Source organism: Streptomyces sp. NPDC058371 (assembly GCF_042723265.1).
Classification (GTDB): Bacteria; Actinomycetota; Actinomycetes; order Streptomycetales; family Streptomycetaceae; genus Streptomyces.
Genome location: NZ_JBHXJC010000005.1, coordinates 345,973 through 366,624, shown reverse-complemented (window position 1 = coordinate 366,624; position 20,652 = coordinate 345,973). Strand labels below are relative to the sequence as shown.

Annotated in this window: 26 protein-coding genes; 6 read left to right on the top strand and 20 right to left on the bottom strand. The window is 70.7% G+C overall.

Annotated elements, in window-relative coordinates:
- Positions 1 to 222: 222 nt before the first annotated feature.
- Genes ACFWM2_RS18955 through ACFWM2_RS18940 form a run of 4 tightly spaced genes read right to left on the bottom strand, consistent with a single transcriptional unit; the run spans position 223 to position 1,914 of the window.
- Complete coding sequence (locus ACFWM2_RS18955; RefSeq protein WP_383280668.1) at positions 223 to 639, bottom strand: DUF3618 domain-containing protein; 417 nt, start codon at positions 637 to 639, stop codon at positions 223 to 225.
- On the bottom strand, positions 636 to 1,061 hold the full coding sequence (locus ACFWM2_RS18950) for a phage holin family protein (protein WP_383280665.1): 426 nt from the start codon (positions 1,059 to 1,061) through the stop codon (positions 636 to 638). Before ACFWM2_RS18950 ends, ACFWM2_RS18955 begins: the two co-directional genes overlap by 4 nt.
- 53 nt (positions 1,062 to 1,114) lie before the next feature.
- Positions 1,115 to 1,777, bottom strand: a complete 663-nt coding sequence (locus ACFWM2_RS18945) for a hypothetical protein (RefSeq protein WP_383280662.1) — start codon at positions 1,775 to 1,777, stop codon at positions 1,115 to 1,117.
- A complete protein-coding gene (locus tag ACFWM2_RS18940; RefSeq protein WP_383280660.1) occupies positions 1,774 to 1,914 on the bottom strand; it encodes a hypothetical protein in 141 nt (46 codons plus the stop codon). The genes ACFWM2_RS18945 and ACFWM2_RS18940 overlap by 4 nt, the downstream gene beginning before the upstream one ends.
- Positions 1,915 to 2,079: 165 nt before the next feature.
- Between ACFWM2_RS18940 and dapA the strand changes: the two genes are divergently transcribed.
- A complete protein-coding gene (gene dapA / locus ACFWM2_RS18935; protein ID WP_383280657.1) occupies positions 2,080 to 3,015 on the top strand; it encodes a 4-hydroxy-tetrahydrodipicolinate synthase in 936 nt (311 codons plus the stop codon).
- A 55-nt stretch (positions 3,016 to 3,070) separates the two neighbouring features.
- Here dapA and ACFWM2_RS18930 read toward each other — a convergent pair whose 3' ends face one another.
- Both ACFWM2_RS18930 and ACFWM2_RS18925 read right to left on the bottom strand, forming a co-directional pair.
- Positions 3,071 to 4,285 (bottom strand): YncE family protein, encoded by a 1,215-nt coding sequence (locus tag ACFWM2_RS18930; RefSeq protein ID WP_383280654.1) that lies wholly within the window; start codon positions 4,283 to 4,285, stop codon positions 3,071 to 3,073.
- Positions 4,282 to 4,839, bottom strand: a complete 558-nt coding sequence (locus ACFWM2_RS18925; RefSeq protein WP_383280652.1) for a SigE family RNA polymerase sigma factor — start codon at positions 4,837 to 4,839, stop codon at positions 4,282 to 4,284. Before ACFWM2_RS18925 ends, ACFWM2_RS18930 begins: the two co-directional genes overlap by 4 nt.
- 136 nt (positions 4,840 to 4,975) lie before the next feature.
- On the opposite strand from ACFWM2_RS18925, the gene ACFWM2_RS18920 reads away from it, so the two are divergent.
- Positions 4,976 to 5,470 carry a hypothetical protein gene (locus ACFWM2_RS18920; protein WP_383280649.1) on the top strand — a complete coding sequence of 165 codons (495 nt, stop codon included), beginning with the start codon at positions 4,976 to 4,978 and terminating at the stop codon, positions 5,468 to 5,470.
- A gap of 60 nt (positions 5,471 to 5,530) precedes the next feature.
- Here the strand turns inward: ACFWM2_RS18920 and dapD are convergent, their stop codons facing one another.
- The 11 genes from dapD to ACFWM2_RS18865 form a co-directional block, all read right to left on the bottom strand.
- Positions 5,531 to 6,532, bottom strand: coding sequence for a 2,3,4,5-tetrahydropyridine-2,6-dicarboxylate N-succinyltransferase (gene dapD, locus ACFWM2_RS18915; RefSeq protein ID WP_383280647.1), 1,002 nt, complete (start codon positions 6,530 to 6,532; stop codon positions 5,531 to 5,533).
- A gap of 81 nt (positions 6,533 to 6,613) precedes the next feature.
- A complete protein-coding gene (locus ACFWM2_RS18910; protein WP_383280644.1) occupies positions 6,614 to 7,150 on the bottom strand; it encodes a TetR/AcrR family transcriptional regulator in 537 nt (178 codons plus the stop codon).
- 31 nt (positions 7,151 to 7,181) lie between these two features.
- Positions 7,182 to 7,502 carry a DMT family transporter gene (locus ACFWM2_RS18905; protein WP_383280641.1) on the bottom strand — a complete coding sequence of 107 codons (321 nt, stop codon included), beginning with the start codon at positions 7,500 to 7,502 and terminating at the stop codon, positions 7,182 to 7,184.
- 118 nt (positions 7,503 to 7,620) lie between these two features.
- Positions 7,621 to 7,959 carry a metal-sulfur cluster assembly factor gene (locus ACFWM2_RS18900; protein ID WP_383280638.1) on the bottom strand — a complete coding sequence of 113 codons (339 nt, stop codon included), beginning with the start codon at positions 7,957 to 7,959 and terminating at the stop codon, positions 7,621 to 7,623.
- A complete protein-coding gene (sufU, locus tag ACFWM2_RS18895) occupies positions 7,956 to 8,429 on the bottom strand; it encodes a Fe-S cluster assembly sulfur transfer protein SufU (RefSeq protein ID WP_383280635.1) in 474 nt (157 codons plus the stop codon). Before sufU ends, ACFWM2_RS18900 begins: the two co-directional genes overlap by 4 nt.
- 10 nt (positions 8,430 to 8,439) lie before the next feature.
- Positions 8,440 to 9,696: a cysteine desulfurase gene (locus tag ACFWM2_RS18890; protein ID WP_383280632.1), complete on the bottom strand. Its 1,257-nt coding sequence runs from the start codon at positions 9,694 to 9,696 to the stop codon at positions 8,440 to 8,442.
- Positions 9,693 to 10,460 carry a Fe-S cluster assembly ATPase SufC gene (gene sufC, locus ACFWM2_RS18885; RefSeq protein WP_383280629.1) on the bottom strand — a complete coding sequence of 256 codons (768 nt, stop codon included), beginning with the start codon at positions 10,458 to 10,460 and terminating at the stop codon, positions 9,693 to 9,695. Before sufC ends, ACFWM2_RS18890 begins: the two co-directional genes overlap by 4 nt.
- 7 nt (positions 10,461 to 10,467) lie before the next feature.
- On the bottom strand, positions 10,468 to 10,797 hold the full coding sequence (locus tag ACFWM2_RS18880; protein ID WP_383280626.1) for a bifunctional 3-phenylpropionate/cinnamic acid dioxygenase ferredoxin subunit: 330 nt from the start codon (positions 10,795 to 10,797) through the stop codon (positions 10,468 to 10,470).
- Positions 10,797 to 12,014 carry a Fe-S cluster assembly protein SufD gene (sufD, locus tag ACFWM2_RS18875; RefSeq protein WP_383280624.1) on the bottom strand — a complete coding sequence of 406 codons (1,218 nt, stop codon included), beginning with the start codon at positions 12,012 to 12,014 and terminating at the stop codon, positions 10,797 to 10,799. The genes ACFWM2_RS18880 and sufD overlap by 1 nt, the downstream gene beginning before the upstream one ends.
- Positions 12,015 to 12,074: 60 nt before the next feature.
- Positions 12,075 to 13,496: a Fe-S cluster assembly protein SufB gene (gene sufB, locus ACFWM2_RS18870; protein WP_383280621.1), complete on the bottom strand. Its 1,422-nt coding sequence runs from the start codon at positions 13,494 to 13,496 to the stop codon at positions 12,075 to 12,077.
- A complete protein-coding gene (locus tag ACFWM2_RS18865; RefSeq protein WP_383280618.1) occupies positions 13,493 to 14,224 on the bottom strand; it encodes a helix-turn-helix transcriptional regulator in 732 nt (243 codons plus the stop codon). Before ACFWM2_RS18865 ends, sufB begins: the two co-directional genes overlap by 4 nt.
- Positions 14,225 to 14,383: 159 nt before the next feature.
- On the opposite strand from ACFWM2_RS18865, the gene ACFWM2_RS18860 reads away from it, so the two are divergent.
- From ACFWM2_RS18860 to ACFWM2_RS18845, 4 genes are all read left to right on the top strand, one after another.
- On the top strand, positions 14,384 to 15,244 hold the full coding sequence (locus ACFWM2_RS18860) for an aminoglycoside N(3)-acetyltransferase (protein ID WP_383280615.1): 861 nt from the start codon (positions 14,384 to 14,386) through the stop codon (positions 15,242 to 15,244).
- An 11-nt stretch (positions 15,245 to 15,255) separates the two neighbouring features.
- Positions 15,256 to 16,179: an ABC transporter ATP-binding protein gene (locus tag ACFWM2_RS18855; RefSeq protein WP_383280613.1), complete on the top strand. Its 924-nt coding sequence runs from the start codon at positions 15,256 to 15,258 to the stop codon at positions 16,177 to 16,179.
- 180 nt (positions 16,180 to 16,359) lie between these two features.
- Positions 16,360 to 17,130, top strand: a complete 771-nt coding sequence (locus ACFWM2_RS18850) for an ABC transporter permease (protein ID WP_383280610.1) — start codon at positions 16,360 to 16,362, stop codon at positions 17,128 to 17,130.
- Positions 17,131 to 17,172: 42 nt separating this feature from the next.
- On the top strand, positions 17,173 to 18,180 hold the full coding sequence (locus tag ACFWM2_RS18845) for a heme A synthase (RefSeq protein ID WP_383280607.1): 1,008 nt from the start codon (positions 17,173 to 17,175) through the stop codon (positions 18,178 to 18,180).
- Between the two features lie 9 nt (positions 18,181 to 18,189).
- Here ACFWM2_RS18845 and ACFWM2_RS18840 read toward each other — a convergent pair whose 3' ends face one another.
- The 3 genes from ACFWM2_RS18840 to ACFWM2_RS18830 all read right to left on the bottom strand — a co-directional run bounded on the left by ACFWM2_RS18840 (position 18,190) and on the right by ACFWM2_RS18830 (position 20,507).
- Positions 18,190 to 18,945, bottom strand: a complete 756-nt coding sequence (locus tag ACFWM2_RS18840) for a nucleotidyltransferase (RefSeq protein ID WP_383280604.1) — start codon at positions 18,943 to 18,945, stop codon at positions 18,190 to 18,192.
- Between the two features lie 19 nt (positions 18,946 to 18,964).
- Positions 18,965 to 20,071 (bottom strand): amidohydrolase family protein, encoded by a 1,107-nt coding sequence (locus ACFWM2_RS18835; protein WP_383280601.1) that lies wholly within the window; start codon positions 20,069 to 20,071, stop codon positions 18,965 to 18,967.
- A 79-nt stretch (positions 20,072 to 20,150) separates the two neighbouring features.
- Positions 20,151 to 20,507, bottom strand: coding sequence for a hypothetical protein (locus ACFWM2_RS18830; RefSeq protein WP_383280598.1), 357 nt, complete (start codon positions 20,505 to 20,507; stop codon positions 20,151 to 20,153).
- Between the last annotated feature and the right edge of the window lie 145 nt (positions 20,508 to 20,652).

The window sequence follows — 20,652 nt, the reverse complement described above, 5'->3', positions numbered from 1 at the left end:
AGGTGGGGGTCCGCGCCCCTCCCCCTCCCCCCCCCCCACCGCTGCCGTCGCTCCGACTCTGACGCGCTGCGCCGAGGGTGCGGATGTGATGCCTGTGGTTCGCGCGGCGCCTGCGGTGCCCGTGGTGCACCCAGTGAGCAGTGCGCCCCGTGCGCGGTGCACCCCGTGCGCTGTGCGCCCCGCGAGTGGTGCACCCGTGAGCGGTGCGCGTGGCGCGCGCCGTCAGTGGTGGCCGTTGTGCCGACGCCGCAGCAGCCCGGCCGCGACCACCGCGCCGGCGCCGGCGATGAGGACCGGCCGGGGGTGCCGCAGTCCGGCCTGGACGACATTGGTGGCCGCGGTCCGCACGGGTCCCGGCACGGTGTCCTGGACGGCATGCCCGGCCTGGGACGCCTTGTCCTGCACGGTGTGACCGGCCTGCGCGGCCGTGCTCTTCATCTGTACGGTCATGGCGCCGGCCTTGTCCTTGAGGTCGGCGGCACGGGCCCGCGCACGGGCCTTCACATCCGCCTTGGCAGCCAACTCCTCGACGGTGTCACCGAGTTGACTCCTGGTCTCCTCGATCTGCCGCCGCAGCTCCTCCGGCCCCTTGGCCCCCACCGCCTTCGCGGCGTCAGCGCCGGTGTTGTCGTTCGTCATCGGTGCGCCCTTTCCTTGATCTCGTCGACATCGGCCTTGACGCTGTCGAGCGTCCGCTCGGGCGTGGGCGGGGCGGCGCGGCGCAGCTGTGCGCGTCCAGCGGCCGCCAGCACGCCGGCGATCACGAAGAGCACCGCCGTGACGATCAGTGCCGCGGCCCACACGGGCAGCACCAGGGAGAGTGCGGCGACGCCCGTGCCGGACAGTGCCATCAGTCCGACGTATCCGACGGCGCCCGCTCCTCCGAGCAGCCCGCCGCCGCGTCCCGCACGCTTCCCCTTCTCGGTCAGCTCCTCCTTGGCAAGGCTGATTTCCTGCCGTACGAGCTGGGAGAGCTGTTCGGTGGCCTGCCCGACGAGCTCGCCCACCGACTGCTGCCCGTGTTCGTCCCGCACGGGCCTGGTGTTCATGGTCCCGGTCACGGTGTCCCGCCTCCTCTCGCTGGTGGAGGTCCGGGTACCCGTGCCGGCCCGCGCTACCCCTGCGGTCCCCGCTCGTCCAGGCGGGCCAACTGACTCTGGAACCAGTCGAGCCGGGCCTGCAGCAGCGCGGCCTCGGCGGCCAGCTCGGAGACCCCCGGCCCGGCGGGCGGATCCGCCGTTCCGGGGGTGGCCCGGACCCTGAGCCCTTCGCCGGCCAGCCGCGCGAACGCGGCGAGCGACAGCGACGTACGACCGCGTACGCATCCCGCACAGGCCGCCGTCAGCGCGCGGTGGCCGGGGCGGCCCCAGCCGGCGTCGGCCAGGGCCGAGGCGACCGCTCCGCAGGCGCACGGGCCGACCGTCGCCGTGCGCACCCGCTGGCGGGCGTAGCGGAAGCCGCGTTCGAAGCGGATGTAGGTGCCGAGGACGGAGACCTCGAGCAGGACGGCCGACCGGTGCTCGGCGGTGCACAGCAGTGCCTCCGCGGTGGCGCGCTCGTGCACGCAGTGGAAACCGCAGTCGCAGCGGCGGTGCGGCGCGCGGTGGCGCCGCCCGTAGACACAACGCGCCTCGTCCAGCACTCCGTACGGCAATGCGCCGCCCAGCGATACGCCGGTGAACCCGGCCCGGGTGCCGTCCTGGGACAGCACCGGGTGGGCGATCTTGTATCCGGTCGGCGGCTCCGTCGGGCGTTCCTCGGGGAGCCGCAGTCTCATCGGACGGCCGGGACCTCTTCGGGGGCGGACGCCTCCCACTCCTCGACGGCTTCGGCGACCTGGCGGTCCGCCTGCTCCTCGGGAACCCGGTCCTGCTCCTGCGCGACTCCGGTGGCGAGTGCCTTGCCCAGCCTCATGGTGCCTCCCGTGATCTGCCGTCGACTTCCGTCCTCGCCATGGTGACCCATGAGGGGCGCTGTTGGCACTAGGGCCTCCCCTTCCCGAATCGCGTAGCAATACTGCCCGATACCCCTTAGGAGAATTAAGTGGAGCTTCACGGTTCGAGTGCCGACACTGTCGACATGACACCACCAGGCACCGAAGCCGCACGCGCCGCACGAGTGACCGCCACCGCTCCCTTCGGCCGCGCGCTCTGCGCGATGATCACACCGTTCACCGAGGCGGGCACCCTCGACCTGGACGGCGCGCAGCGGCTCGCCGACCGGCTGGTCTCCGCGGGGTGCGACGGGCTGGTGCTGTCCGGCACCACGGGCGAGTCGCCGACGACGACGGACGCCGAGAAGTCCGCGCTCGTCCGCGCGGTCCGCTCCGCGGTCGGTGCGGGCGTGCCGATCGTCGCGGGCGTCGGCACCGCGGACACCCGCCACACCGTGGAACTGGCCCTGCAGGCCGAAAAGGCGGGCGCGGACGGCCTGTTGGTGGTCGCGCCCTACTACAGCAGGCCGCCGCAGGACGCGGTCGAGGCGCACTTCCGGGAGATCGCGGACGCCTGCGGACTGCCGCTCGTGCTGTACGACATCCCCGGTCGCACCGGCACCCGGATCGAGCCGGACACGATGACGCGGCTCGCCGGGCATCCGCGGATCGTGGCCGTGAAGGACTGCGCGTACGACCTCCTGGGCACCCAGAAGGTGCTGGCCCGCACGGAGTTGGCGTACTACGCGGGCTGCGACGAATACGTCCTCGCGCTGTACGCGATCGGCGCCGCGGGGTACGTCAGCACGGTGGCGAACGCGGTGCCCGGTCCGTTCCGTTCGATCCTCGACGCGTTCGACGCGGGTGACTTGGCCGAGGCGGCGCGCCGTCAGCGCCGGACCATCGCGCTCACCGAGCTGATGATGTCCGCCGGACTGCCCGGCACGGTCACCGCGAAGGCGCTGCTCGGCCGGCTCGGACTGCCCGCCGGGCCGGTCCGGGCACCACTGCGGCCCGCCGGCCGGGAGACGGCCGACGGGCTGCTGGGTGCGTATGAGCGTCTGATGTCCGAGGCCGCCTGACGGGTGCGGGCCGACCCCCGTCCGCCCCCCGCCCGTCTGTGCGGCGCTCAGCGCGTCAGCGCTCCGCGAAGACCGGTGTCCACCTCCCGCCCGCGCCGTCGTTGCCCTTGCGGAAACCGCTGAGCGGAACGACCTTGTCGCTGCCGATGGTGACGAGCACGAGCCGGTTGTGGAACTCGTTCGTGCCCGGCGCGATGTCCCAGGCGATCAGCCGCTTGTCGTCGGCCCAGGCGAGCAGCTGCTGCCCGTGCACCTTGTAGAGACGCTTGCCGGTGTCCGGATCGTTGATCGCGGAGGCGGTCGTCTTCGCCCCGCCCGCGAAGTCGCCCGCGGCGAGCTTGCCGTTCGGGGACAGCCGCGCGTCGACGAACCAGTGCAGGTACTTCTCCTTCGCGGGCTTGTCGACCTTGTGGCCCTCGAAGTCGTAGTACTGGTCGTTGGGTTCCGTGGTGAGGCCCGAGTAGACGAGCTTGCCGTCGGCGTCGAAGGCGAAGTCCTGGCGGACGTTGACGTCCTTCGTCTCCGCGACCTTGGCCCAGGAGGCCTTCCCGGACGCCACGTCGATGACGTAGAAACCGGTCCGGTCCGACTCGCCGAACCGCGGCATCCAGTCGTTCTTCTTGCCGTCGCCGTCGCTGTCGTAGTCCGCCTTGTAGATCAGGTCCGGGTTCTTGGCGTACGTCGTCGCGACGAGCTTGCTGCCGTCGGGCGAGAACTCGATCCCCGCGACACCGCGGTCGACCGGGATCCAGCGCTCGACCTTGCCGGTGAGCAGGTCGAGCACTCCGATCCGCCGGGTGGGCAGTTCGTTCTCCAGGACGGCGGCGGTCCGCATGCCGGGGGCGACGGCGAGGACGGACCACTTGGTCGTCTTCACGTACTTGCCGGTCTTCTGGTCGAGGAGGTGGTAGGTGCGGGTGGCGACCGCGCGGGTGGCGGTCTGCTCGACGTTGTGCCGGGTGTAGTAGGCGGCCAGCGCGGTGTCCCCGGCCGCGATCAGGTCCCGCGGCGGTGTCTGCCCGGGGTGGGCGATGATGTCGCTCAGGTTCATCTCGCTGGCGAGCCGCGCCCGGTCCTCGCCGGAGTGCAGCAGCGGCACGGCGACCGCCACGGCGACCACGGCGGCGGTGGCCGCGGCGACGGACGCGAAGGTACGGGTCCGGCGGCGCCTGCGCGTGGTCAGCACCCGGTCGGCGAAGCCGGGCCCCAAGGCGGGCTGTTCGACGGCCTGTTCCCGGAGCGACTCGCGCACCAGCTCTTCGACGTTCACGAGCGCACCTCCATGGGCGAGAAGTCACGGGACGGCTGCTGCTCGACGTCGGCCGGGCCGAGCGAGGCCAGCTCGGGGGCGAGGGCGCGCAGCCGGGCGAGCGAGCGGTGTGTCGTGGACCGGACGGTCCCGACGGAGCAGCTCAGCAGCCGTGCCACATCGGCCTCGGGCAGGTCCTCGAAGTAACGCAGCACCAGCACGGTCCGCTGCCGGGCGGTGAGCCGGGCGAGCGCCCCGCGCATCACCACACGCAGTTCGGCCGCGGCCGAGGCGTCCGCCGCCGCCGACGCCTCCGGCGGTTCGGCGACGCTCAGTTCCCTGCGCGGCCACTTCAGCCGCCAGCGGCTCACCTGCTGCCGGTAGAGGATCTGCCGGACGTACGCCTCGGGTTCGTCGATGCGATGCCACCGGCCCGCCGCCTTGATCAGGGCGTTCTGCAGCAGGTCCTCGGCGGCGTGCCGGTCACCGCCGCTGAGCAGCACGGCCGTCTTCAGCAGCGCGGACGACCGGTTCGCCACGAACTCCCGGAAGCTCTCCTGCGCTTCGGCATCCATCGTCACCTTCTCTTCCCCGGCGGACTCTGTGTCCGGCCCCTGTGCTCCTTGTGACGCGTGCGCCCACCCACCGCTATGCCTCGGGCGCGAAAAATATTCCACGGGAATCCGTCACCGGCTCCCGTACGTTGGCTCCGTGAGCCGGCCCCTGCTGTTCCTCGACGTCGACGGTCCGCTGAATCCGTACGCGGCCCAGCCCGAGCGGCGCCCCGAGGGCTACACGACGATCCGGGTGGCCCTGCAGCCCGGCCGTCCGCTGCGCGTGTGGCTGCACCCGGACCACGGGCGGATATTGCTCGGCCTCGGCTTCGACCTGTGCTGGGCCACCACGTGGATGGACGCCGCGAACCGGTGGATCGCCCCGGTGATCGGCCTGCCCGAACTCCCCTATGTCGACTTCACCGGCGGCCTGTTCGCCGAGCGGCCCGACGGGGTGCACTGGAAGACGGAGGCGATCGTGGCGTACGCGGAGGGCCGACCGTTCGCGTGGGTGGACGACGAGCAGAGCCCGGCCGACGAGACGTACGTGACCGCGCACCACCCCGCTCCCGCGCTGCTGCACCACGTCAGTCCCCGACTCGGGCTGCGCGCGGACGACTTCGCGGCGCTGGCGGACTTCGCCGCGACATAGCCGGGCGCCCCGCCGCGATCGATCCGCGGCAGGGCGCCCGGTTGCGGTGGTACGAAGGCGCTAGTTGTGGCTGTGCAGTACGTCGTTCAGGCCGCCCCAGACCGCGTTGTTCGGGCGGGCCTCGACGGTGCCGGTGACCGAGTTGCGGCGGAAGAGGATGTTCGAGGCGCCGGAGAGCTCGCGGGCCTTGACGATCTGGCCGTCGGGCATCGTGACGCGGGTGCCCGCGGTCACGTACAGGCCGGCCTCGACCACGCACTCGTCGCCAAGCGCGATGCCGACGCCCGCCTCGGCGCCGACCAGGCAGCGCTCGCCGATGGTGATACGGACGTTGCCGCCACCGGAGAGGGTGCCCATGGTGGAGGCGCCGCCGCCGATGTCGGAGCCGTTGCCGACCACGACCCCGGCCGAGATGCGGCCCTCGACCATCGAGGTGCCGAGCGTGCCCGCGTTGAAGTTCACGAAGCCCTCGTGCATGACGGTGGTGCCCTCGGCGAGGTGCGCGCCGAGCCGGACGCGGTCGGCGTCGGCGATGCGGACGCCCTTCGGAGCGACGTAGTCCGTCATGCGCGGGAACTTGTCGATGGACGTCACCTGGAGGTGCAGGCCCTCCGCGCGGGCGTTCAGCCGGACCTTCTCGACGTCGTCGACGGCGACCGGGCCGAGCGAGGTCCAGGCGACGTTGGCGAGGTGGGCGAACATACCGTCCAGGCTCTGGCCGTGCGGCTGCACGAGGCGGTGCGAGAGCAGGTGCAGGCGCAGGTAGGTGTCGTGCGCGTCGAGCGGCTTGTCGTCGAGGGACGCGATGACCGTACGGACCGCGATCACTTCGACGCCGCGGCGGGCGTCCGGGCCGATCGCCTTGGCGGCGCCCTCACCGAGCAGTTCCACGGCACGCGCGGCGGACAGCCGCTCGGTGCCGGCCGGGCCGAGGCCCTCGGCATCCACGGCGGACAGCTCGGGGGCGGGGAACCAGGTGTCGAGGACGGTGCCGTCGGCGGCGAGGGTGGCGAGGCCGGCGGCGACGGCGCCGGTGGTGCGAGTAGCAGTCGTGTCGGTCATGAGGGCAACCTAACCGGCCGGGGCCCGTCTGGGCGAACTCGTCCGCGGACCGTCTCAGAGACCGGGCCGGAGGGCGGCCGCTCAGCCGATCACCCGTGCCAGCACCTCCCGCGCGTACCCCTCGTCGTACGCCGCTCCGGTCAGCAGCGTCTGGAGGCAGATGCCGTCCATCAGGGCGACCAGGGCCCGAGCGGTGACGGGGTCGGTGCGGAGGGCGAGCCGGTCGGCGAGTTCCTGGACCCACTCGGCGGCGACGGGACGCAGCGCGGGGCGGCGCAGCGCGGCGAGATACAGCTCGTACTCCAGCTCCACGCCCGTACGGTCGCCGGCGAGCCATTCGCCGATCAGTCCGGCGAGTTCCCCGGGCAGGTCGCCCCCGGTGTCCTCCAGTGCGCCGCGCGCCGCGACCACCTTGGCGAAGCCCTCGTTCGCCTGGCGCAGGGCGGCGACCATCAGCTCGTCGAGGGTCCTGAAGTGGTACGTGGTGGAGCCGAGCGGCACATCGGCCTCGGCGGCGACGGAGCGGTGGCTGAGACCGCCGATGCCCTTGGCGCCGACGACACGGATCGCCGCGTCGATGATGCGCTGCCGGCGCTCGGGGTCGTAGCGGCGGGTCATCGGCTCCCCCCGTCCTTCACACGCCGGGCCATCAGTGGGCACCGCCCAGGTTGAGGAGCACGACGCCGCCGATGATCAGCGCGATCCCGGCGAGCTTCGCGGCGGTGAGGCCCTCACCGAGGAACACCATCCCGATCGCGGCGATGGCGGCGGTGCCGACCCCGGCCCAGATCGCGTACGCCGTGCCCACCGACACCGTCTTCAGGGTCTGGGCGAGCAGCGCGAACGCCACGACGTACCCGAGGAGGGTGACCAGGGAGGGCCACAGCCTGCTGAAGCCCTCGCTGTACTTCATGGCGGTGGTGGCGGCCACTTCGGCGGCGATCGCCCCGGCGAGGAGCACATATCCCATGTGTACGAGTGTACATATCGATGCGTACACCCGTACACAAGTCGACCGTTTCCCGCCTTCCCGGACAGCAAAAAACGGCGGTACCGAGAGGTATCGCCGTTCCTGCTGTGCGGAGGGATCAGACGTTGAACCCGAGCGCCCGGAGCTGCTCGCGGCCGTCGTCCGTGATCTTGTCCGGGCCCCACGGCGGCATCCAGACCCAGTTGATGCGCAGTTCGTTGACAAGGCCGTCCGTGGCGGACTTGGCCTGGTCCTCGATGACGTCGGTGAGCGGACAGGCCGCGGACGTCAGGGTCATGTCGATCGTCGCGATGTTCGCGTCGTCGATGTGGATGCCGTAGATGAGGCCCAGGTTGACGACGTCGATGCCCAGCTCGGGGTCGACGACGTCGTACAGCGCCTCACGCACTTCTTCCTCGGAGGCGGGCTTCGTCATCAAGGTCTCGTTCTCGCTCATGCCGTCTTCCTCGCAGCCTTGTCGGGCTCTTCACCCAGTGCCTGGGCCGTCGCGTCCTTCCACGCCATCCAGCTCAGGAGGGCGCACTTGACCCGGGCCGGGTACTTGGAGACACCGGCGAACGCGACCGCGTCCTCCAGCACCTCCTCCATCGCGTCGTCCGGCTCGATCCGGCCCTTGGACTGCATCAGCTCCAGGAAGGTCTCCTGGATCTTCTGCGCCTCGGGCAGGTCCTTGCCCACGAGGAGTTCGTTCAGCACGGAGGCCGAGGCCTGGCTGATCGAGCAGCCCTGACCCTCGTACGAGATGTCGGCGATCTGCTCGCCGTCGTACTTCACACGCAGCGTGATCTCGTCGCCGCATGTCGGGTTGACGTGGTGCACCTCGGCATCGCCGTCCCGCAAGCCCCGACCGTGCGGGTGCTTGTAGTGGTCCAGGATGACTTCCTGGTACATCGAATCAAGCTTCACGACCAGCCCTTCAGCCGAAGAAGTTCCGTACGTGCTCCAGACCGTCGACCAGAGCATCGATCTCGGCCGGCGTGGAGTACAGATAGAACGACGCTCGCGTGGTCGCAGGAATTCCGTAGCGCAGGCAGACCGGGCGGGCGCAGTGATGCCCGACCCGGACCGCGATGCCCTGCTCGTCCAGGACCTGGCCCACGTCGTGCGGGTGGATGTCACCCAGCGTGAACGAGATCGCCGCGCCGCGGTCCTCGGCCGTCGTCGGGCCGATGATCCGGAGGCCGGGGACCTCCGCGAACCGCTTCACCGCGTACTCGGTGAGCGCGTGCTCGTGGGCGAGGACCTTGTCCATGCCGATCGCGCTCAGATAGTCGATCGCCGCGCCCAGACCGACCGCCTGCGCGATCGGAGGCGTGCCCGCCTCGAACTTGTGGGGGGCGGGAGCGTACGTCGACGAGTGCATCGACACCGTCTCGATCATCTCGCCGCCGCCGAGGAACGGCGGGAGGTCCTCAAGGAGCTCCTGGCGTCCCCACAGGACGCCGATGCCCGTCGGACCGCACATCTTGTGGCCGGTGAAGGCCACGAAGTCGGCCTGGAGGGCCTGTACGTCCAGCGGCATGTGCGGCGCGGCCTGGGAGGCGTCGATCAGGACCAGGGCCCCGACCTCCTGTGCGCGGCGCACTATCTTCTCGACCGGGTTGACCGTGCCCAGGATGTTGGAGACCAGCACGAAGGAGACGATCTTCGTCTTCTCGGTGATGACCTCCTCGATGTTGGACAGGTCGAGGCGGCCGTCGTCGGTGAGGCCGAACCACTTCAGCTTCGCGCCCGTGCGCTGCGACAGCAGCTGCCACGGGACGATGTTGGAGTGGTGCTCCATCTCCGTGATGACGATCTCGGTCTCGTGGTCCACGCGGTAGGGCTCGTCGGCCCAGCCCAGCATGTTGGCCACGAGGTTGAGCGACTCGGAGGCGTTCTTGGTGAAGATCACCTCGTCGCGGCTCGGCGCGTTGATGAACGCGGCGACCTTGTCGCGCGCGCCCTCGTACAGCGCCGTGGCCTCCTCGGCGAGCACATGCACACCGCGGTGGACGTTGGCGTTGTAGCGCTCGTAGTACTCGTTGAGGGCGTCGAGCACCTGGCGCGGCTTCTGCGAGGTCGCCGCGTTGTCCAGGTACACGAGCTTCCGGCCGTCGTGGACCTGACGGTCCAGGATGGGGAAGTCCTTGCGGATCGCCTCGGTGTCGAGGAGGCCCGGCAGCTGCGTCACGCTGATACGCCACCCTTCGTGGTGTAGCCCTCGTAACCCTCGTTCTCCAGCTTGTCGGCGAGCTCGGCGCCGCCGGACTCGACGATGCGGCCCGCGGAGAAGACGTGGACGTAGTCGGGCTTGATGTAGCGCAGGATGCGCGTGTAGTGGGTGATGAGCAGGGTGCCCACCTCGCCGGTCTCGCGGACCCGGTTCACGCCCTCGGAGACGATGCGCAGGGCGTCGACGTCCAGGCCGGAGTCGGTCTCGTCGAGAATCGCGACCTTCGGCTTGAGGAGCTCCAGCTGAAGGATCTCGTGGCGCTTCTTCTCACCGCCGGAGAAGCCCTCGTTCACGTTGCGCTCGGCGAAGGCCGGGTCCATGTGGAGACGCTCCATGGTCTCCTTGACCTCCTTCACCCACGTCCGCAGCTTGGGGGCCTCACCGCGGATGGCGGTGGCGGAGGTGCGCAGGAAGTTGGAGACGGAGACGCCGGGGATCTCAACCGGGTACTGCATCGCCAGGAACAGGCCGGCGCGGGCGCGCTCGTCGACGGACATCTCCAGGACGTCCTCGCCGTCGAGCGTGACGGTGCCGCTGGTGATCGTGTACTTCGGGTGACCCGCGAGCGAGTAGGCGAGGGTCGACTTGCCGGAGCCGTTCGGGCCCATGATGGCGTGCGTCTCGCCCTGCTTCACGGTGAGGTCGACGCCCTTGAGGATCTCCTTCGTGGCGTTGTCGGCCTCGACGGTGACGTGCAGGTCTCGGATTTCAAGCGTTGCCATGGGTACCTCAGGACTCCTGGGTGAGGGAGACGAGCACGTCGTCCCCTTCGATCTTTACGGGGTATACGGGGACGGGGCGCGTCGCGGGAAGGCCGGACGGCTTGCCGGTGCGGAGGTCGAACGAGGAGCCGTGCAGCCAGCACTCGATCTGACAGTCCTCCACCTCGCCCTCGGAGAGCGAGACGTTCGCGTGCGAGCAGATGTCGTTGATCGCGAACACCTCCCCCTCGGTCTTCACGACCGAGACCGGCGTGCCGTCGAGTTCCACCCGTTTCGGGGTGTCGTCCTCCAGCTCGCTCAGCCCACAGGCGCGTAGGAACGTCGAAGGGGCAGTCATCAGACCGACGCCTCCAGCTCCTCGTCGATCTTCACGAGAAGTCGCTCTTCGATGTCGTCGACGCCGATCTGCTGGACCAGCTCGGCGAAGAAGCCGCGGACCACCAGTCGGCGGGCCTCCTCTGCCGGGATGCCCCGGGCCATCAGGTAGAAGAGCTGCTCGTCGTCGAAGCGGCCGGTCGCCGAGGCGTGGCCGGCACCGACGATCTCGCCGGTCTCGATCTCCAGGTTCGGCACGGAGTCGACCCGGGCGCCGTCGGTCAGCACGAGGTTGCGGTTCATCTCGTACGTGTCCGTGCCCTCGGCCTTGGCCTCGATGAGGACGTCACCGATCCACACCGCGTGGGCACCCTCGCCCTGGAGCGCGCCCTTGTAGGCGACGTTCGACTTGCAGTGCGGGGTGTTGTGGTCGACCAGGAGGCGGTGCTCCTGGTGCTGGCCGGCGTCCGTGAAGTAGAGGCCGAAGAGCTCGGCCTCGCCGCCGGTGCCGGCGTAGGCGACCCGCGGGTGCAGACGTACGAGGTCGCCGCCGAAGGTGACCACGAACGACTTGAACGTGGCGTCCCGGCCGATCAGCGCGTTGTGCTGGCCCACGTGCACGGCCTTGTCGTCCCAGTCCTGGACGGAGACGACGGTCAGCTTGGCGCCGTCGCCCAGGAGGTAGTCGACGTTGGCGGCGAGGACGGCGTCACCGGTGTGGTCGATGACGACGACGGCCTCGGCGAAGGCGCCCAGTTCGATGACCTGGTGGCCGTAGGCCACCCCGCCCTGGCCGTGCACGGCGATGCGGATCGGGTCGGTGAGCACCGTGTCCTTGGGGACGGTGACCACGCCGGCCTTCTCGAACGCCGAGTACGCCTGGGCGGCGATGCGGTCCACCGGGGTGCCGGCCCTGCCGATCCGCGCGTCGTCACGGGCGACGGTCTCCACCGTGACGCCCTCGGGCGCCTCGATGTCGACCTTCACGCCGTCGCCGGTCGCGACCGCGGTGCCGTCGTGCAGCCCGCGCAGCCGCTCCAGCGGCGTGAACCGCCACTCCTCCTCGCGGCCGTGGGGGACGGGGAAGTCCGCCACGTCGAAGGACGGGGGCGCGCTCATGCGCGTAGCGACGGTCGACTCGGCGGCCACCGCGATCTGGCCGGCGGTGGTGGAGCCCACCGGCGGGGGTCCCCCCGCTCGAGCGGAGTCGAGAATGGGGGAGTTCTGAGCCTCAGCCATGGCTGTCGGTCTGCTCTCTTCCTACGTCAGAAATTCGCTGCTGCCTGGGGAGTGCGGGTCTTAACCGACCGCGCCTTCCATCTGCAGCTCGATCAGCCGGTTGAGTTCAAGGGCGTACTCCATGGGCAGCTCCTTGGCGATCGGCTCGACGAAGCCGCGCACGATCATCGCCATCGCCTCGAACTCGGTCATGCCCCGGCTCATCAGGTAGAAGAGCTGGTCGTCGCTGACCTTGGAGACGGTCGCCTCGTGGCCCATGGACACGTCGTCCTCGCGGACGTCCACGTAGGGGTACGTGTCGGAGCGGGAGATCGTGTCGACGAGCAGCGCGTCGCACAGCACGTTCGACTTGGAACCGTGGGCGCCCTCGCCGATCTCGACGAGCCCGCGGTACGACGTACGGCCGCCACCACGCGCGACGGACTTCGACACGATGTTGGAGGAGGTGTTCGGCGCCATGTGGACCATCTTGGAGCCGGCGTCCTGGTGCTGGCCCTCGCCCGCGAAGGCGATGGAGAGGGTCTCGCCCTTGGCGTGCTCGCCCATCAGGTAGACGGCCGGGTACTTCATGGTGACCTTGGAGCCGATGTTGCCGTCGATCCACTCCATGGTCGCGCCCTCGTACGCCACGGCGCGCTTGGTGACCAGGTTGTAGACGTTGTTCGACCAGTTCTGGATGGTCGTGTAGCGGCAGCGGCCGCCCTTCTTCACGATGATCTCGACCACCGCGGAGTGCAGGGAGTCCGACGAGTAGATCGGCGCCGTACAACCCTCGACGTAGTGGACGTAGGCGCCCTCGTCGACGATGATCAGCGTCCGCTCGAACTGGCCCATGTTCTCCGTGTTGATACGGAAGTAGGCCTGGAGCGGGATCTCGACGTGCACGCCCTTGGGGACGTAGATGAACGAACCGCCGGACCACACCGCGGAGTTCAGCGACGCGAACTTGTTGTCGCCCACCGGGATGACGGTGCCGAAGTACTCCTTGAAGAGCTCCGGGTGCTCCTTCAGCGCGGTGTCGGTGTCCATGAAGATGACACCCTGCGCCTCCAGCTCCTCGTTGATCTGGTGGTAGACGACCTCGGACTCGTACTGGGCCGCGACACCGGCGACGAGGCGCTGCTTCTCCGCCTCGGGGATGCCGAGCTTGTCGTACGTGTTCTTGATGTCCTCGGGCAGGTCCTCCCAGGACTCCGCCTGCTTCTCCGTGGAGCGCACGAAGTACTTGATGTTGTCGAAGTCGATGCCCGACAGGTCCGAGCCCCAGTTCGGCATGGGCTTCTTCTCGAACAGGCGCAGGCCCTTGAGGCGGAGCTTGGTCATCCACTCCGGCTCGGACTTCTTCGCCGAGATGTCCCGGACGACGTCGTCGTTGATGCCGCGCTTGGCAGAGGCACCGGCCGCGTCGGAGTCGGCCCAGCCGTATTCGTAGTTGCCCAGGCCATCAAGCTCAGGATGGGCAGTCTCCGTGGGCAGAGTCATGCGGGGTTCCTCCCGGCCGTGCTTGCAGATGCGGTGTGGTCGTCATGGTCGATCTTGGAAATCTTTGGGATGAACGTCGTGCAGACGCCGTCGCCGTGGGCGATGGTGGCCAGTCGCTGGACGTGCGTACCGAGCAGCTCGGAGAAGATCTCCGTCTCCGCCTCGCACAGCTGCGGGAACTGCTCGGCGACATGGGCGACCGGGCAGTGGTGCTGGCAGAGCTGCTCGCCGACCGGTGCGCTACGCGCCGTAGCAGCGTACCCGTCCACGCTCAGGGCCTTGGCGAGCGCTTCGGTGCGGCCCTCGGGGGTCGCGGCCTCGATGGCCTGGCGATACGCCCCGGCCTGGGCGGCCATCCGGGCGCGGGCGAAGGCGACGAGCGCCTCGTCCCCGCCGTCACGCTCCGCGATCCAGCGCAGCGCGTCGGCGGCCAGCTTGTCGTAGGACTGGTCGAAGGCGTCCCGGCCGCAGTCCGTCAGGGCGAACACCTTGGCGGGCCGGCCGCGCGTACGCGCGCCGTAGACGCGCTGCTCACGGGCCTCCACGACGTCGTCGCCGACGAGCGTGTCGAGATGCCGGCGTACGGCCGCGTGGGTGAGGCCCAGCCGACCGGCGAGGTCGGCGACGGTCGACGGGCCGTGGTCCAGGATGGAGCGCGCGACGCGGTTGCGGGTGGACCGCTCACCGGTCGCGAGTTCCTCCTGCGGAGCCTCGCCAACGTTTTTCACAACGCCATTGTTGCGTAATTCCTCAGAGCCTGACAACCCGCGTCCGAGCGGTGGACGGTGTCACGCATCACTTAGGCATACCTAAGCTGACCTGCGGAAACGATCTTTGATCGATCAATACGGTGGCGTTCCGCGGAGCGTTCCACCAGACTGCCGGACGTGCCCACACCCCCTCCCACCGGCCCACTCGTCACCCGGGTCACCCTCGCCGCACAGCTGCGGGAGCTCGGGATCCGGCCCGGCGAGACCGTCCTCGCGCACTCCTCGCTCAGCGCGCTGGGATGGGTCTGCGGCGGCGCGATATCCGTCGTCCAGGGACTGCTCGACGCCCTTGGCCCCGACGGAACCCTGGTGGTCCCCACCCAGTCCGGCGACCTCTCCGACCCGGCGCTGTGGACGAGCCCTCCGGTTCCCGAGGAGTGGTGGTCGGCCATCCGGGCGACGATGCCCGCCTACGACCCGCTGATCACGCCCACCCGGGGCGTCGGTGTGGTTCCGGAGGCGGTCCGCACCTGGCCCGGCGCCCTGCGCAGTGCGCACCCCCAGACCTCCTTCGCGGCGATCGGCCCGGGCGCGACGCAGGTCGTCGACGGGCACGCGCCCGACTGCCGGCTCGGCGAGCGCAGCCCGCTGGCCCGTCTTGAGGCCATCGGCGCCCGGGTCCTGCTGCTCGGCGCGGGCTACGACGCGTGCACCGCCTTCCACCTGGCCGAGTACCGGATCCCGTCACCCCTGGCCGAGGTGGGCCGCCCGGTCCTGGGACCCGACGGAACGGCCCGGTGGGAGGTGGTGACGGAGGTGTCGATCACCTCCGACCGCTTCGGCGAACTCGGCGCCGACTTCGAACGGGACCGGCCCGTCGTACGCGGCCGGGTGGGCGCCGCCGACGTGCGCCTGTTCCCGGTGGCCGACGCCGTGGCGTACGCGCAGCGGTGGCTGGCACTGCACCGGCCGCGCGAGGAATGGATCGTCGACCAGGTGAGGGGCCCCGCCCGCCCGGATCCCCGGCCGCGTCCCTAGACTTGCGCCTCATGCGAAGCGAGCCCGTGGTCCAGGTCCAGGCCCTGGTGAAGCGGTACGGCACGAAGACCGCAGTGGACGGCCTCGACCTGGTGGCCGCCGCGGGCATCACCGCCGTACTCGGGCCCAACGGCGCGGGCAAGACGACGACGGTCGAGACCTGCGAGGGGTACCGGAAGCCGGACTCCGGCACGGTGCGCGTCCTGGGCCTCGACCCCGTGCGGGAGTCGGGACGGCTGCGTCCGCGGATCGGGGTCATGCTTCAGTCCGGCGGCGTCTACTCGGGCGCGCGTGCCGACGAGATGCTCCGCCATGTGGCGAGGCTGCACGCCCATCCGCTGGATGTGGACGCCCTGATCGAGCGGCTGGGCCTGGACGGCTGCGGGCGTACGACGTACCGGCGGCTGTCCGGCGGTCAGCAGCAGCGGCTCGCACTGGCGATGGCCGTGGTGGGCCGCCCCGAGCTGGTCTTCCTCGACGAGCCCACGGCGGGGCTCGACCCGCAGGCCCGCCGGGCGACCTGGGACCTGGTCCGCGACCTGCGCACCGACGGTGTCTCCGTCATCCTCACCACGCATCACATGGACGAGGCCGAGCAGCTCGCGGACGACGTCGCGATCATTGACGCGGGCCGGGTCGTCGCTCAGGGCTCCCCCGAGGCGCTGTGCCGCGGCGGCGCCGAGAACACCCTGCGCTTCAGCGGGCGCCCGGGGCTCGACGTGGGCTCACTGCTGAAGGCCCTTCCGACGGACAGCACGGCGGCGGAGCTGACGCCGGGCGCCTACCGGGTGGGCGGGAAGGTCGATCCGCAGCTCCTGGCGACGGTCACCTCCTGGTGCGCCCAGCACGGGGTGATGCCGGAGAAGATCTCCGTCGAGCGCCACACCCTCGAAGACGTCTTTCTGGAGCTCACAGGCAAGGAGCTGCGCTCATGAGGCAGGGTCGGATTCGTCTCGGCCGGGGGTCCGGGGGTTGTCCCCCGGATGGGCACAGCCTGGAGCTCACAGGCAAGGAGCTGCGCTCATGAGGCAGGGTCGGATTCGTCTCGGCCGGGGGTCCGGGGGTTGTCCCCCGGATGGGCACACCCTGGAGCTCACGGGCAAGGAGCTGCGCTCATGACCGCCGCCGGAACCTACACCCCCAGGCCGGGTGCGGCTCCACTGCCGCGCATGATCGGCGCCCAGGCCGTCCTCGAGACGAAGATGCTGCTGCGCAACGGCGAGCAGCTCCTGCTCACGGTCGTCATCCCGACGCTGCTGCTGGTGCTGTTCAGCACGGTGGACATCGTCGACACGGGCAAGGGCGAGGCCGTCGACTTCCTGGCCCCGGGCATCCTCGCGCTCGCCGTGATGTCGACGGCGTTCACGGGCCAGGCCATCGCGACGGGCTTCGAGCGCCGGTACGGCGTCCTGAAGCGGCTCGCCTCCTCGCCGCTGCCGCGCTGGGGTCTGATGACCGCGAAGACGGCGTCGGTGCTGGTCACGGAGATCCTCCAGGTGATCCTGTTGACCGCGATCGCCTTCGCGCTGGGCTGGTCACCGCACGGCAACCCGCTGACCGTGCTGCTGTTGCTGGTTCTGGGGACCGCCGCGTTCTCGGGGCTCGGCCTGCTGATGGCGGGCACGCTGAAGGCGGAGGCGACGCTGGCCGCCGCCAACCTCGTCTTCCTGCTGCTCCTGGTCGGCGGCGGCGTGGTCGTCCCGCTCGACAAGTTCCCCTCGGGCGCCCAGGACGTCCTCGGCCTGCTGCCCGTCTCGGCGCTCTCCGACGGCCTGCGGGACGTGCTCCAGCACGGCGCCGGGGTGCCGTGGGCGGACCTCGGGATCCTCGCGGTGTGGGCGGTGCTCGGCCTCGGGGCCGCCGCCCGATTCTTCCGGTGGGAGTAGAGACCTCCCCCTCGTGAAGGCGTGCACAAGTGGCCCCCTACGATGGGGCGCGTGCCAAACGTGACCCGAGCCGACGCCCTGCGCGCGGTGCGCAACCCGCTCGCCTTCATCGCCGAACGCTGGACCCCCGCACCGCGGACGGTGCGGCGCGCGGCCCTCGCCGCGCTCGCCATGGCGGTGGTCATCGTGGTCACCGGCGGCGCCGTGCGCCTGACCGGCTCCGGGCTCGGCTGCCCGACCTGGCCCAAGTGCACCGACGACTCGCTGACCACGACCGGCGCGATGGGCTTCCACGGCGTCATCGAGTTCGGCAACCGCATGCTGACGTATGTGCTGTGTGCCGCGGTCGGCTGGGCGATCATCGCCGCGCGCTCGCAGAAGCCGTGGCGGCGAGGCCTCACCCGGCTGGGCTGGGCGCAGTTCTGGATCGTCATGAGCAACGCGGTCCTCGGCGGGATCGTGGTCCTGGTCGGCCTCAACCCGTACACGGTCGCCGCCCACTTCCTGCTCTCCACGGCGCTGATCACCGTCGCGACCGTGATGTGGCAGCGCACCCGCGAGGGCGACACCGAGCCGCGTCCGCTGGTCGGCAAGGCCGTGCAGCAACTGGTGTGGTTCCTGGTCGTCGCGGCCGTCCTGCTGATCGCGGTCGGCACGGTCGTCACCGGAGCGGGCCCGCACGCGGGCGACTCCAGCGAGGTCAACCGGATTCCCCTCGACTGGGAGACGGTCGCCAAGCTGCATTCCGTGCTGGCCTGGATCGTGGTGACGCTGACGTTCGCCCTGTGGTTCGTCCTCAAGGCGGTCGACGCCCCCAGGGGCCCGTTGGACCGCACGCGCGATCTCTTCCTGATCCTCCTCGGACAGGGCGTCATCGGCTACGTCCAGTACTTCACGGACCTGCCCGAGGCCCTGGTCGGCCTCCACATGTTCGGCTCCTGCCTGGTCTGGATCGGCGTCATGCGCGTCCTGCTGGCGCTGCGCGAACGGCCGGAGGTCGTGGCGGAGCTGCCGGGCCCGGCCGCCGAAGCGACGCTCACGCGCGCGTGAACCCGCGCGTCACCGCACCCCGTACGCCGCCACCAGGCCGTCCATCGCGGGACCCAGGTAGCCGCGGGTCAGCTCGCTCCGGCGCATCGTCCACTCCGCGGTGGGCGGCGCCGGATCCCCGTACCGCCGTCGCCGGACGTCCTCGACCACGTCGAGGGGCGCGCCGAGTTCCGGGAGGAGATCCAGTGCCTCCCGTTTGGAGATCAGCCGGCCGTCCCGCAGCGTGACCGTCGCGCGGGCGAACGTGACCATCCCCAGGTCCACCCAGACGTCCTGCTTCCACAGTCGCGCCTTGCGCACCGCCGGCCGCCAGAACTCCTTCTGGTCCCGGACGACGAAGGCGTGGAGCTCGTCGTCCGGCAAGGGCGGGAGCAGATCCCCGGGCGGTACGCCGTGCCGGACGAGCCCGAAGGCGTGCAGCTCACGGCGGGTGACCGGGGTGACGGGGCGTCTCATCAGCCCGTTGTGCGCCCAGGTGAGGTGGGCCCGTTCCGCGCCGGCCAGGGTGTCGGGTGTCAGGTAACTGCAGTGCAGCTTCCGGGCGAGGGGCTCGTCGTCGCGCAGCCCGCGGTGCAACCGGGCCAGTCGACGGACGGTGGCGAGCGGGACCGGGCCCCTGAGGACGGCGATCATGTCCAGGTCGCTGCGCCCCTCCTGGTAGTCGCCCCCGGCCAGGGATCCGTGCGCCCATACGGCGACGGGGGCGAGGGCGCGCAGCTCGGCGAGGAAGCGGTCGAGGACCCGGGCCGTGGCGTCGTCGGTCATGGGGGCCAGTCTGAAGTGCTCACTCCAGCCCGTACACCCGGCGTGCGTTCCCCGCGGCGATGAGCCCGGCCACCCGCTGAGCGTCCGCCAGCGACCAGGCGCCCTCGGCGACCCAGGTGCCGAGCACCCGGGCGAGGGACTCACGGAAGAGGCGGGCGCCCACCACGTGCAGCTCGGGCAGCCCGTGGGCTCCGCTGGAGAAGAGCAGCTTGCCGAAGGGGGCCAGTTCCAGGATCTCCGCGAGGACGGCGGCCGCGCGTGCCCCCGTGCGCACCATGGAGGCACCCAGGTCGGCGTACACATGGGAGAAGACGCCGGCGAGGTGGGCCGCGTGACGGTGGTAGGGGTAGCCGTGCAGCAGGACGAGATCGGTGCCGAGGCCGGCGGTGGCACGGGCGAAGTCGGTGAGCAGGACGGGGTCGGTGCGGTCGATCCGCAGCCCGGGTTCGCCGAGGCCGGCGTGGAGTTGCAGGGGCAGCCCCGAGGCCACGGCGATCCAGAGCAGATGCCGCAGCAGGACCGGGTCGCTCAGCTCCCCGCCGACCCGCCGCCCGGCGAGCCAGCGCCCGGCCGCGCCCCGTACCTCGCCCGGTCCCGGCGGCTCGGGCGCGAGCGCCAGACCGTGCCGTACACCGGCCACGGAGGTGAAGGCGACGGCGTTCGCGGAGGCGCCGTGCACGGACTCGGCGAGGTTGGCGAGGAACGACTCGACGGTGCCGGAGGTGTCGGCGACCTGTTCGGCGAGCAGCTCCAGCCGGATGACCTCATGGGCCTCGGCCGCTCCGGTGGTGGCCATCTCGCCGGGTCCGGTGAGGTCGCCCGGCAGCCCGGTGTCGACCAGGTAGGTCGTGATGCCGCTGCCCCGCAGCAGCCGGCGGCCCGCCTCCAGGACGCCGAGCTCACGGCGCCGGGCGAGATAGTGGGCGGGCGCGCAGTGCGGCTCCAGGCCCAGCAGGGGCGGGCACCAGCGGCGTACCGCGAAACCGGTCTGGGTGTCGAAGAACGTGGTGCCGGACGCGGCCGGGCCCTCGGTCCGGGCGAGGTGGGCCTCGAAAGTGCCGAGGCCCAGCTCCGTGCGCAGCACGCCGTGGCAGTACTGGTCCACGAGGGACGGCGTTTCGATCATCCGGACTCCCCGTGGCTGGACCCTGGCTTCTCAGGTCCTAACGGGTGAACCGGGTGTCAGGTGTTGCTCGCGGCCCGGTTCAGCTGTTGCGCGGGCCGCCCAGCTGGATCCCGGCCATCCGCTCCCACTCGTACGGGCCGGTCTTCACCTTCGCCGCGAACTCGCCGTCGAACGTCTCGTGCACCGTGACCCCGGCCTTCTTCACGGCCTCCTCGGCGATCTCGTACGTGGGCGCCACGAGGTCGCCCCAGCCGCCGTCCTCGCCGACGAGCACGATCCGGGCGCCCTTCTGGCCGAGGTACGCGACCTGGGCCTCGGCCCCGCCGTGCGCCCGGGCGAAGCCGGCGATCTCCTTGGCGAGCCGGGCGGTCCTGCGCTCGGCCCTGGTGTCGTGCGCGGCGCCGGTGCTGTCGTCAACCTGCTGGGTGTCTGCCATGGCCAGGATGCTACCGACGAGTAGATCAAACGGCGACGGGCGGGGGGGGGGGGGGTTTGTCCGCCCCCCCCCCCCCCCCCCCCACCCCCTCCAAAGAAAACCCGAAGAAAAAAGGGGACCCCCAAGAAGAAAATCCCCCCCCCCC